11 protein-coding genes are annotated in these 11,776 nt (G+C 72.6%); 2 read left to right on the top strand and 9 right to left on the bottom strand.

Going from position 1 to position 11,776, the window contains the following annotated elements; translation table 11 throughout:
* Positions 1-125: 125 nt before the first annotated feature.
* Together sufU and ACK4LS_RS13915 are read right to left on the bottom strand one after the other, a co-directional pair.
* Positions 126-581, bottom strand: coding sequence for a Fe-S cluster assembly sulfur transfer protein SufU (gene sufU, locus ACK4LS_RS13920; protein WP_409718432.1), 456 nt, complete (start codon positions 579-581; stop codon positions 126-128).
* Positions 578-1,819: an aminotransferase class V-fold PLP-dependent enzyme gene (locus ACK4LS_RS13915; protein ID WP_409718429.1), complete on the bottom strand. Its 1,242-nt coding sequence runs from the start codon at positions 1,817-1,819 to the stop codon at positions 578-580. The genes sufU and ACK4LS_RS13915 overlap by 4 nt, the downstream gene beginning before the upstream one ends.
* Before the next feature lie 118 nt (positions 1,820-1,937).
* On the opposite strand from ACK4LS_RS13915, the gene ACK4LS_RS13910 reads away from it, so the two are divergent.
* Positions 1,938-2,411 carry a hypothetical protein gene (locus tag ACK4LS_RS13910; protein ID WP_409718426.1) on the top strand — a complete coding sequence of 158 codons (474 nt, stop codon included), beginning with the start codon at positions 1,938-1,940 and terminating at the stop codon, positions 2,409-2,411.
* Between the two features lie 261 nt (positions 2,412-2,672).
* On the opposite strand, the gene ACK4LS_RS13905 is transcribed toward ACK4LS_RS13910, so the two are convergent.
* The 7 genes from ACK4LS_RS13905 to ACK4LS_RS13875 form a co-directional block, all read right to left on the bottom strand.
* Positions 2,673-3,344: a response regulator gene (locus ACK4LS_RS13905; protein ID WP_409718423.1), complete on the bottom strand. Its 672-nt coding sequence runs from the start codon at positions 3,342-3,344 to the stop codon at positions 2,673-2,675.
* Positions 3,341-5,977 (bottom strand): DUF4118 domain-containing protein, encoded by a 2,637-nt coding sequence (locus ACK4LS_RS13900; RefSeq protein ID WP_409718420.1) that lies wholly within the window; start codon positions 5,975-5,977, stop codon positions 3,341-3,343. The genes ACK4LS_RS13905 and ACK4LS_RS13900 overlap by 4 nt, the downstream gene beginning before the upstream one ends.
* Before the next feature lie 203 nt (positions 5,978-6,180).
* The gene (gene kdpC, locus ACK4LS_RS13895; protein ID WP_409718417.1) at positions 6,181-6,771 is read right to left on the bottom strand and encodes a K(+)-transporting ATPase subunit C; all 591 of its coding nucleotides are present in this window, start codon (positions 6,769-6,771) and stop codon (positions 6,181-6,183) included.
* An 11-nt stretch (positions 6,772-6,782) separates the two neighbouring features.
* Positions 6,783-8,918, bottom strand: coding sequence for a potassium-transporting ATPase subunit KdpB (kdpB, locus tag ACK4LS_RS13890; protein WP_409718414.1), 2,136 nt, complete (start codon positions 8,916-8,918; stop codon positions 6,783-6,785).
* A gap of 2 nt (positions 8,919-8,920) precedes the next feature.
* On the bottom strand, positions 8,921-10,603 hold the full coding sequence (gene kdpA, locus ACK4LS_RS13885; protein ID WP_409718411.1) for a potassium-transporting ATPase subunit KdpA: 1,683 nt from the start codon (positions 10,601-10,603) through the stop codon (positions 8,921-8,923).
* A gap of 3 nt (positions 10,604-10,606) precedes the next feature.
* Positions 10,607-10,696, bottom strand: a complete 90-nt coding sequence (gene kdpF / locus ACK4LS_RS13880) for a K(+)-transporting ATPase subunit F (RefSeq protein WP_409718408.1) — start codon at positions 10,694-10,696, stop codon at positions 10,607-10,609.
* Positions 10,693-10,833, bottom strand: coding sequence for a hypothetical protein (locus ACK4LS_RS13875; RefSeq protein ID WP_409718405.1), 141 nt, complete (start codon positions 10,831-10,833; stop codon positions 10,693-10,695). The genes kdpF and ACK4LS_RS13875 overlap by 4 nt, the downstream gene beginning before the upstream one ends.
* Before the next feature lie 377 nt (positions 10,834-11,210).
* On the opposite strand from ACK4LS_RS13875, the gene arfB reads away from it, so the two are divergent.
* Positions 11,211-11,639, top strand: coding sequence for an alternative ribosome rescue aminoacyl-tRNA hydrolase ArfB (gene arfB, locus ACK4LS_RS13870; protein WP_409718401.1), 429 nt, complete (start codon positions 11,211-11,213; stop codon positions 11,637-11,639).
* The last annotated feature ends 137 nt before the right edge of the window (positions 11,640-11,776 follow it).

Here is an 11,776-nt window from a genome sequence, read left to right as displayed (position 1 = left end):
CCGCGCCCCCGCCCCCCCGGCCGGGCGCGAACAACGCCGCGGACGCCGTGTCGCGGGCGCCCGCCGACCGCGCCCCGCTGCTCAACGCGCCCGCCGCCGCAGTGCGCCGCGCCCGCGGCGTCGGGTCAGGCCTGGCGCAACCCCTCCTCGAGCGCGACCCACGCGAGCATCGCGCACTTCACCCGCGCGGTGTACTTCGACACCCCCGACAGGGCGGCGGCGTCGGCGAAGGTCTCCTCGTCGAGGGGGATCTTGCCGCGCGAGCGCAGCGCTTCGCGGAACCGCTCGATCAGGGCCTGGGCATCGGCCGTCGGCATCCCCTCGTCTCCACCGTCTTCCCGCAGCAGGGCGACGAGCATGGATGCCGAGGACTGCGAGATCGAGCAGCCCGCGCCCTCCCAGGTGACGGATGCCACGCGGTCGCCCTCGACGTCCACCCGCAGCGTGATCTCGTCGCCGCAGATCGGATTGCGCTGATGCACGGTGGCGCTGTGCGCGCCGGGCTCGGCGAGGCCGAAGCCGCGACGGTTCTTCGCGTGGTCGAGGATGAGCTCCTGATACAGCGACTCGAGCCCGCTCATGCGCCCGCTCCGAAGAAGCCGCGCACGCCCGAGACGGCGTCGAGGAACGTGTCGATCTCGGCCTCGGTCGTGTGGATCGCCGCGCTCGCGCGCACCGACGCCGTCACGCCGAAGCGGCGGTGCAGCGGCTGTGCGCAGTGGTGGCCCACGCGCACGGCGACGCCCCGGCTGTCGAGGAACTGCCCCACGTCGTGCGCGTGCACCCCCTCGACCACGAAGGACTGCAGGGCGACGCGCTCGGCGGCATCCGTGTCTCCGAGCAGGCGGATGCCGTCGATCGAGCGGAGTCCCTCGCGCATGCGCTTCTCGAGCCCAGCCTCGTGCGCGTGCGCGGCGGCGAGGTCGTGCTCGCCCAGCCACCGCACCGCGGCGGCCAGGGCCACGGCCTGCGACACCGGCTGCGTGCCGGCCTCGAAGCGCTGCGGCGGCGGAAGGTACTCGGCCTCATCCAGCGTGACGGTGGTGATCATCGAGCCGCCGGTGGTGAACGGCGGCAGGGCCTCGAGCACCTCGTCGCGGCCCCACAGGGCACCGATTCCGTACGGTCCGTAGACCTTGTGGCCCGAGAACACGGCGAGGTCGACCCCGGATGCCGGCAGGTCGAGCGCGAGGTGCGGGGCCGACTGGCACGCGTCGAGCACGGTCAGGGCGCCGACGCCGCGGGCGAGGGTGACGAGCTTGGCCACGGGGTTCACGAGGCCGAGCACGTTCGAGACGTGCGGGAACGCGACGACCTTCGTGCGCTCGCCGATCAGGTCGGCGGCGGCGTGCATGTCGAGCATGCCGTCGTCGAGCACGGGGATGTGACGCAGGCGCGCGCCGGTGCGCCGGGCGAGTTCCTGCCACGGAAGGAGGTTGGCGTGGTGCTCGGCCTCGGTGACGACGATCTCGTCGCCCTCACTCAGCCACCCGGCGTAGCCGAGGGATCCGGCGACGAGGTTGAGTCCGCCCGTGGCCCCGCTCGTCCAGACGAGCTGCTCGGGCCGCGCCCCGACGAAGTCGGCGACACTGATGCGCGCGTCTTCGAACAGCTCGGTCGCCTCGGCGGCGAGCGTGTGGGCGCCGCGGTGCACGGCCGAGTTCGCCCGCTCGAGGAAGTCGCGCTCGGCGTCGAGCACCGCACGGGGCTTCTGGCTGGTCGCGCCGGAGTCGAGGTAGACGAGCGGGTTGCCGTCGACCTCTGTCTCGAGGATCGGGAAGTCGGCGCGCACTGCGTCGACGTCGAAGGCAGGGGTCACGCTTCTAGGCTACGCGGCGGCGGATGGCCGGGCTCGTTCCGTCAGGGTCGCCGGGCTCCCCGCATGGAAAGCGTCAGGGCCCCGCACCCCGGGACGGCGGCGGCGTAGACCGGATGCCATGACCCTCACGGCCCTGCTCCCGACCCTCCGCTCCAGCATCCCCGCGCCCTTCGACTCGACGGCGTGGCCGGCCGGGTCCGCGCCCACGCTCGACGACGTCACGGTGCGGGCGATGTCGGTCGGCCGCTACGCCGACATCTGCGGCACGCCCTGCGTGTGCACGGGCCCCGCGGTGATCCCGGCGTCGGGCGGTGTGGCATCCGCGGTGCTGTCGACGACGGTGGTGGTCGCGACGGTGGTGCATGCCGGGCCCGACACCCTGCAGGTCGACGCGTGCTTCACGGACCTCGACGCGACCTGGCGCGAGGCGCGGCTGATCGGTCGGGTGTCGCGCGCGTACGACGAGCGGTTCGCCGTGGTCGACGCGCACGACGAACCGTGCGGCACGGTGGTGCTGCCGGGAGACCTGCGCGTCGGCGATCGCGTCGCCGTGCCGTGCCCCGGATGCCACACCGTCGGCGAGGTGCGCTGATGCTGCTGCACTCGATCGTGTACGCCTGCCGTTGCGCACGCGTTCAGGCGGAGTTCGAGGCCTGCGGGCGCGAGGACGCGGCCGAGGCCGGGCCGGACTCCTGAGATCGCGGCCCCAGCGCCACGGATCTGTCCGGAGACGGGCCCGAGCCGGCGATTTTCTCCGGAGTCCGGCCCGCCCCGGGGCCGGACCGGAGCCGCCCCGCGTGGGCCGGGCCGCCGCCCGCCGCCGCTGGCCCGATGGGCGGGACGAGCCGCGCCGTCACACCACCAATCGATACCCCATCCCCTGCTCGGTGAGCAGGTGCACGGGCGCCGACGGGTCGGCCTCGAGCTTCTTGCGCAGCTGCGACATGTACAGCCGCAGGTAGCCGCTGTCGGCCACCTGCTCGCTCGCCCAGATCTCCTTCAGCAGCGTCTGGCGCGTCACGAGCGACCCGGGGTTGCGGGCCAGGAACTCCAGCATCCGCCATTCCGTCGGCGTCATGTGCACGCGCGCGCCGTCGCGCAGCACCGCCTTCGCCGACAGGTCGACCTCGACGTCGCCGAAGCGCACGACCGCGTCTCCGGAGGCCGGGACCGATCGCCGCGCGTGCACCCGCAGCCGCGCGAGCAGTTCGTCGATCTGGAACGGCTTGGTGACGTAGTCGTCGGCGCCGGCGTCGAGGGCCTCGACCTTGTCGGCCGAGCCCGTGCGGCCCGAGACGACGATGATCGGCGCCGTCGTCCAGCCGCGCAGGGCCTCGATCACCTGCACGCCGTCGAGGTGCGGCATCCCGAGGTCGAGCAGCACGATGTCGGGGTGTGCGTGCGCGGCGAGCGTGATGGCCGCGGCGCCGTCGGCCGCGGCGACCACGTCGTAGCCGTGGGCGGCGAGGGTGATGCGCAGGGCGCGGACGAGCTGCGGGTCGTCATCGGCGATCAGGACCTTCACGGGGCATCCTCTCGGGGTCCGGATGCCGCGGGCCGCGGTGCGGGGATGGACGGGGGGCGCGCGGAGGTCGCGGGCGTGGATGCCGCGGAGCGGGCGTTCGACGCGGACGCGGGCTCGGCGAGGCCGGTGTACGGATCGTCGCCGGGGGCGTCGTCGGAGACGGGGAGGGCGATGACCATCGTGAGCCCGCCGCCCGGGGTGTCCTCGGGGGTGAGGGTTCCGCCCATGCCCTCGGCGAAGCCGCGGGAGAGGGCGAGGCCGAGGCCGAGGCCGACGGTGTTGTCGGTGTCGCCGAGGCGCTGGAAGGGCGAGAACATGTCCTCGCGACGCTCGGCGGCGATGCCCGGGCCGTGGTCGATCACGCGGATCTCGGCCGTGCCGCCCAGTCGGCTCGTCGCGATGCGCACGCGCCGGCCCTCGGGTGTGTAGCGCTCGGCGTTGGTCAGCACGTTCACGAGCACGCGCTGCAGCAGCACCGGGTCGGCGCGCAGGGCGGGGAGGTCGGGATCGAGGGCGAGCTCGACGGCATCCGGACCCAGGCCGAGCTCGTCGAGGGCGGTGAGCACGACACCGGCGGCGTCGACCGCGCTGAGCGACACCGCGAGCACCCCGGCCTGCACCCGGCTGACGTCGAGCAGGTCGGTCACGAGCACCGAGAGGGTCGCGAGGCTCTCGTCGGCGGTCTCGAGCAGCTCGCGGCGATCGTCGGCCGAGAGGCTGTCACCCGCGGCGCGCAGTCCACCGAGGGCCGCGACGGCGGCGGCGAGGGGGCGCCGCAGGTCGTGGCTCACGGCCGAGAGCAGGGCGCTGCGCACCTGGTCGGTCTCGGCGAGGGCTCCCGCCTCCGCGGCGGTCTCGGCCAGGTCGGTGCGTTCGAGGGCGGCGGCGAGCTGCGCGACGACGACGTCGAGCAGGCGCCGCTCGCCGGCATCCAGATCGCTGCCGTGCAACTCGAGGCGCGCGCGGTCGTTTCCCACGGGCACGGTCGTGGACCGGCCGTCGCGCACGGGCTCGCCGTCGGTGGCCAGCGGCGACCCGTCGGATGCCACGAGCCGCACGCCCGCGAGCCCGAACGCCTCGCGGGCACGGCTCACCAGAGCCGGCACGGCGCTCTCGCCGCGCAGGACGCTGCCGGCCACGGTGGCCAGCAGCTCGGCCTCGGCCACGGCGCGACGGGCGGCGCGCGCGCGACGGGCAGCCTGGTCGACGACGATGCTCACCAGGGTCGCGATGATGACGTAGAGCACGAGGGCGATCGCGTTGGCCGGATTGCTGATCGTCACGGTGTACAGCGGCTCGATGAAGAGGAAGTTCAACGTGACGCCCGACAGCACGGCCGCGAACACCGCGGGCCAGATCCCCCCGATGAGCGCCACGACCACGACGAGCAACTGATAGACCAGCACGTCGGCGGCGACGGAGTCGTCGGAACCGGTGGACAGCAGCAGCATCGAGATGAGCGGCCCGCCGGCGAGGGCGGTGACGAACCCCAGGATGCGCCGCTTCGCGCTGAGTGCGGGACCGGTGAGGCGGGGGAGGGCGAAACGTCCGCCGGCGCGCGCGTGGTTGACGATGTGCACGTCGATGTCGCCGGAGAGGCGGATGACGGTCGCACCGATGCCGGGACCCGTGAGGGCGGCGGCGAGGCGACCGCGGCGGCTCACGCCGATGACGAGCTGCGAGGCGTTGACCGACCGGGCGAAGTCGACCAGGGCGGTCGCGGGATCGTCGCCGACCACCTGGTGATACGTGCCGCCGAGCGTCTCGACGAGCGCGCGCTGCTCGGCGAGGGCGCCGGGGGCGCTCGCGCGCAGGCCGTCCTGCATCGACACGTGCACGGCCAGCAGCTCGCCGCCCGCCGACCGCGCGGCGATGCGCGCACCGCGGCGCAGCAGCGTCTCCCCCTCGGGGCCGCCGGTGAGGGCCACGACCACGCGCTCACGCGCCTGCCACGATCCCTCGATGCCCTGCTCGCTGCGGTACCGCTGCAGGGCCGAGTCGACCTCGTCGGCGAGCCACAGCAGGGCGAGTTCGCGCAGCGCCGTGAGGTTGCCGAGGCGGAAGTAGTTCGACAGCGCCGCGTCGATGCGCTCGGCCGGGTACACCGAGCCGGCGGCCAGGCGATCACGCAGCGACTGCGGGGCGAGGTCGACGACCTCGATCTGGTCGGCCGCGCGCACCACGGCATCCGGAACCGTCTCGCGCTGCACGACGCCCGTGATCTTCTCGACGACGTCGTTGAGGGAGGCGATGTGCTGCACGTTGACCGTCGTGATGACGTCGATGCCCGCCGCGAGCAGCTCCTCGACGTCGACCCAGCGCTTGTCGGTGCGCGACCCGGGCGCGTTGGTGTGCGCGAGCTCGTCGACGAGGGCGATCTGCGGATGCCGATCGAGCACGGCATCCAGGTCCATCTCCTCCAGCGCGACCCCGCGGTGCGCGACCGCGCGTCGGGCGACGGTCTCGAGACCCTCGGCCTGGGCGGCGGTGGCGGCGCGCCCGTGCGTCTCGACGACCGCGATCACGACGTCGCGTCCCTCGTCGCGGAGCCGGCGGCCCTCCTCGAGCATCTCGTACGTCTTGCCCACGCCCGGGGCCATGCCCAGCAGCACGCGCAGCCGCCCGCGCTTCACGCGACGCCTCCCCGGCGCCCGCGCGTGCGGCGAGGGCTCATCTCGTCGAGTGTCCGAGACACGCCGTTGCGCCGCCGCGGGGACGGCGTGTCCTGGACGCTCGACGGGGTGGGGGGCGGCGACGGGAACGCACGAACCCGCCGCCGCGCGGGGAGCACGGCGGCGGGGCACGCGGCGACGGTCATGTCAGTGATTCTCGTCGCTCAGAGCGCGTCGAGCGCGCGATTGAGCTCGAGCACGTTCACCCGCGGGTCGCCGAGGTATCCGAGATCGCGAGGCTTCACGTGCTGCTGCACCAGCGTCTCGATGTCGGAGACCGGGATGCCGCGGGCCTCGGCGACCCGCGCGACCTGGCGTTCGGCGTTCGCGACCGAGATGTCGGGGTCGAGGCCCGAGCCCGAGGCGGTCACGGCGTCGGCGGGGATCGCGCCGGTGCCGTCGAGCTCGCGCGAGGCGGCCTGGCGCTCCTCGATCGAGGCGATGAGGTCGTCGTTCTCGGGGCCGAGGTTCGATCCGCTCGAGGCGGCGGAGTCGTAGCCGTCGCCGGCGGCGGAGGGACGCGGCTGGAAGTACTCCGGCAGCGCTGCGCCGTCGGCATCCGTGAAGGACTGGCCGATCAGGCGTGAGCCGATCACCTGCCCGTCGGCGGAGCGCTCGAGCGAACCGTTCGCCTGGGACGGGAAGGCGGCCTGGCCGACGGCGGTGATCACCAGCATGTAGCCGATGCCGAGAAGGACGGTGAAGACGAGCATCGCGCGGACGGCGACGCCGGCGGTACGCAGGGTGGTGCGCATGAGGGGGCCTTTCAGAAGCCGGGGAGGAGGCTCACGACGAGGTCGATGAGCTTGATGCCGATGAAGGGGACGATGACGCCGCCGAGCCCGTAGACGAGCAGGTTGCGGCTGAGGATGCTCGACGCGCTCGCCGCGCGGTACTTCACTCCACGCAGGGCGAGGGGGATGAGCACGATGATCACGATCGCGTTGAAGATGATCGCGCTCGTGACCGCGGACGCCGGGGAGTGCAGGCCCATCACGTTCAGCGCCGCGAGGCCCGGGAAGACCCCCATGAACATCGCCGGGATGATCGCGAAGTACTTCGCGATGTCGTTCGCGAGCGAGAACGTGGTGAGCGCGCCGCGCGTGATGAGCAGCTGCTTGCCGATGCGCACGATGTCGATGAGCTTGGTCGGGTCGGAATCGAGGTCGACCATGTTGCCGGCCTCCTTCGCGGCCGAGGTGCCCGTGTTCATCGCCACGCCCACGTCGGCCTGCGCCAGCGCGGGGGCGTCGTTCGTGCCGTCGCCGGTCATCGCGACGAGGTTGCCGCCCTCCTGCTCGCGCTGGATGAGGGCGAGCTTGTCCTCGGGGGTGGCCTCGGCGAGGAAGTCGTCGACCCCGGCCTCGGCGGCGATCGCCTTGGCCGTCAGCGGGTTGTCGCCCGTGATCATCACGGTGCGGATGCCCATCGACCGCAGCTCGCCGAAACGTTCGCGCAGCCCGTCTTTGACGACGTCCTTGAGGTGGATGACGCCGAGCAGGCGACCGGTCGTGCCCGAAAGCGTCGCGACGACCAGCGGTGTGCCGCCGGACTGGGCGATGGCATCCGTCTCGCTCGTGAGCTGAGCGCGCAGGGCCGGGGCGACCGCGCTTCCCGCGCTCTCGAGCCAGGCGAGCACGGCCGAGCCGGCGCCCTTGCGCACCTGCGTGCCATCGGTCAGGTCGAGGCCGCTCATGCGCGTCTGCGCCGTGAACGGCACCGGCTCGGCGCCGCGGGGCATCTCGGCGACGATGCCCTGCGCCGCCGCCAGCTCGACGACCGACACGCCCTCGGGCGTGGGGTCGGCCTGCGACGACAGCGAGGCGTACTCGGCCAGCTCCGGACCGCCGACGCCTCTCAGTGCGACGAAGGCCGAGGCGCGGCGGTTGCCGTAGGTGATCGTGCCGGTCTTGTCGAGCAGCAGCGTGGTGACGTCTCCGGCGGCCTCGACGGCGCGGCCCGACATCGCCAGGACGTTGCGCTGCACGAGACGGTCCATGCCCGCGATGCCGATCGCGCTGAGCAGCGCGCCGATGGTCGTGGGGATGAGGCAGACGAGCAGCGCCACGAGCACGGGGATCGAGACGGGGGAGGCGGCGTACGAGGCGATCGGGTTCAGCACGAGCACGACCACGACGAACACGATCGACAGGCTCGCGAGCAGGATGTTCAGCGCGATCTCGTTGGGCGTGCGCTGGCGGGACGCGCCCTCGACGAGGGCGATCATGCGGTCGACGAACGTCTCGCCGGGCTTGGACGTGATCTTCACCACGATCCGGTCGCTGAGTACGCGGGTGCCGCCGGTGACGGCGCTGCGGTCGCCGCCGGACTCGCGTACGACGGGGGCGGACTCACCCGTGATGGCCGATTCGTCGACGGTCGCGATGCCGTGGACGATGTCGCCGTCACCGGGGATCAGCTCTCCGGTCTCCACCAGCACGATGTCGCCGACGCGGAGGTCGCCCGAGGGCACGTCTTCGGTGGAGGCTCCGGATGCCGCCGGGTCGGCCTTGGCGTCGTACGACACCACGCGGCGGGCCGAGGTGGTCGTGCGGGTCTTGCGCAGGGTCGCGGCCTGCGCCTTGCCGCGGCCCTCGGCGACCGCCTCGGCGATGTTCGCGAAGAACACCGTGAGCCACAGCCAGATCGCGATCCCCCAGGTGAACCCGGCGGGAAGGGTGTCGTCGGACCCGCCGACGAACGGCTCGGCGATGGCGATGAACGTGGTCAGCGCCGCGCCCACCCAGACGAGGAACATGACGGGGTTGCGCCACTGGGCGGCGGGGTTGAGCTTCTTTGCGGCGCCCGGGAGGGCGGCCACGATCTGCGCGGTGCTGAACGCGCGGCGCGGGGCGGTGGGCGCCTCGGTCGGCGCCGGTTCGTGGGTCAGGGTGGCGGACATGATCAGGAGAGTCCTTCGGCGAGGGGTCCCAGGGTGAGGACCGGGAAGTAGGTGAGGGCCGTGACGATCACGGCGACGCCGGCGAGCAGGCCCGCGAACTGCGGGCGGTGCGTGGGCAGGGTGCCGGCGGTCGCGGGCACGGCATCCTGGGCCGCGAGGGCGCCCGCCAGGGCCAGCACGAACACGATCGGCAGGAACCGGCCGAGCAGCATCGCCACACCCAGGGCCGTGTTGAACCACGGGGTGTTGGCGGTGAGGCCCGCGAAGGCCGAACCGTTGTTGTTCGCGGCCGAGGTGAAGGCGTAGAGCACCTCGCTCAGTCCGTGCACACCGGGGTTCCAGATGGAGGTGGTCTCGACGTCGGAGCGGATGGCGGGGATGCCGAAGCTCAGCGCGGTGCCGGCGAGCACCAGGGTCGGCGTGACGAGGATGTAGAGGCTCGCGAGCTTGATCTCGCGCGGCCCGATCTTCTTGCCGAGGTATTCCGGCGTCCGACCGATCAGCAGACCGCCGACGAAGACGGCGATCACGGCGAGGATCAGCATGCCGTACAGCCCCGAGCCGACGCCGCCGGGGGCGACCTCGCCGAGCATCATGTTGATCATCGGCATCATGCCGCCGAGGGCCGTGTAGCTGTCGTGCATCGAGTTGACGGCACCGGTCGAGGTGAGCGTGCTCGTGGAACCGAACAGCGTCGAGCCGAAGATGCCGAAGCGCACCTCCTTGCCCTCCATCGCGGCGCCGGCCAGGCCGGGCGCGGTGCCCGCGCCGACCGTCTCGGCCCAGGTGAGCAGAGCGGCGGAGGCGACGAAGATGGCCGCCATGACGCCGAGGATCGTGTAGCCCTGTCGGTCGTCGCCGACGATGCGGCCGAAGGCGCGGGGGAGCGAGAAGGGGATCACGAGCATGAGGAAGATCTCGAACAGGTTCGTCCAGGGCGCCGGGTTCTCGAACGGGTGCGCGGAGTTGACGTTGAAGAAGCCGCCACCGTTGGTACCGAGGAGCTTGATCGCCTCCTGGGATGCCACCGGCCCGCCCGGGATCGACTGGGCCGCACCCGTGAGGGTCGTGGCATCCGTGAACCCGGTCAGGTTCTGCACGACGCCGCCCGCGAGCAGCACGACGGCCGCGACGACCGCGAACGGCAGCAGCAGGCGGAGCGTGCCGCGCACGAGATCGACCCAGAAGTTGCCGATCACTCCGCTGCGGCGGTACGCGAAGCCACGCACCAGGGCGACCGCGACGGCGATGCCGACGGCGGCCGAGACGAAGTTCTGCACGGTGAGGGCGGCGAACTGCACGGTGTAACCGAGCGTGGCCTCACCGGAGTACGACTGCCAGTTCGTATTGGTGACGAACGAGACGGCCGTGTTGAACGACAGCGCCTCGCCGGGGGCGTCGAGGCCCAGGGAGAGGGGTAGCACCGTCTGCAACCGCATGATCGCATAGACGAACACGACGCTCACGAACGAGAACAACAGCACCGAGCGCAGGTACGCCTGCCACGTCTGCGTGCTGCGGGCATCGACGCCGATCAGTCGGTAGAGGCCGCGTTCGACGGCGAGATCGCGCTCGCCGGTGTAGATGCGGGCGATGTAGTCGCCGAGGGGGCGGTAGGCCAGGCCCAGGGCGACGATGAGCGTGAGGCTGGTCAGGACGATCGACCAGATGGTTCCGGCATCCATGGGTCAGAACTTCTCAGGACGGACGAGGGCGACCACGAGGTACACCAGGGCGGCGACCGCGAGGACCGCGGCGAGGATCGAGAAGAAGATCACGGCCGGTCGCCCCCTCGCGTCTGAGGACGGGACGACGAGGGGCGGGCCTCGGGGCCCAGCTTCTCGACCCCCTTGGCGACGAGGGCGACCAGCGCGAAGAGCGCGGCGGTCGCGGCGAGGAAGACGGCATCGAGCACGACGACTCCAGGTTCGGATGCAGAACCGCGGCAGCACCGCGGGCGCCGCGGGGCGGCACGTGTGTCGATACAACTCCGCCGGCCCGCGGCATCCGGGCGTCCTAACGGTTTGCCTACGGGTCGCTCACGGACGCATACGGCCTGCTCACGGGTGGAGTGCTCACGGGTGGAGTGCTTACGGGGTCGGGCAAGCCCGAGCTCCGCCGCGCCGCCGTCAGCGCGATGTGCGAAGCCGGGCAGCGGGCGACACAACGCAGGAGTTCCGGCGAGCTGGTGCCGCGGTGCGGGTCGGCGCCGGCGGCCCGGAGCCGGAACTCCTGCGTCGTGTCCCGGCGCCACGGATCGCGCGGCGTGACCGGCGCACGCATGATGGAGGCATGGCCGACAGGGACGTGCGCGTGACCGCGGGACTCACCATCCCGGCGGCCGAGCTGTCGTGGCGGTTCTCGCGCTCCTCGGGCCCGGGCGGTCAGGGCGTGAACACCGCGGACTCCCGGGTCGAGCTGATGTGGGATGCCACGGCATCCGCCGTTCTGTCCGCGGTGCAGCGCGAGCGGGTCCTCGAGCGGCTCGCCCACCGCCTGGTCGACGGGGTGATCACGATCGCGGCGTCGGAGGAGCGCGCTCAGCTGCGCAACCGCGACGCCGCGCGCGCCCGCCTCGCCGCCCTCGTGGCCGAGGCGGTGCGGCCGCCGGCGCCGCCGCGTCGCGCGACGAAGCCCACCCGCGGATCGAAGGAGCGGCGCCTCGAGGCCAAGCAGCGCCGCACCGACGTGAAGCGGATGCGGCGGCGCCCGACCGACTGAGGCCCGACGGGCGTCGCGCTCTGCCCCGAGTGTCCAGAACACCCGGACGATTCTCGAGCCCGTGCGGGGGTTCGGGACACACGAGGGGTCTCACCCGACTACGCCGGCGCCGGTGGAGTCGGACGAAGGATGCCGAG

The sequence above is a fragment of the Microbacterium sp. genome (genome assembly GCF_046295495.1).
GTDB lineage: Bacteria > Actinomycetota > Actinomycetes > Actinomycetales > Microbacteriaceae > Microbacterium.
Note: the sequence above shows the minus strand (reverse complement) of the source record. Positions and strands in the feature narration are given on the sequence as shown.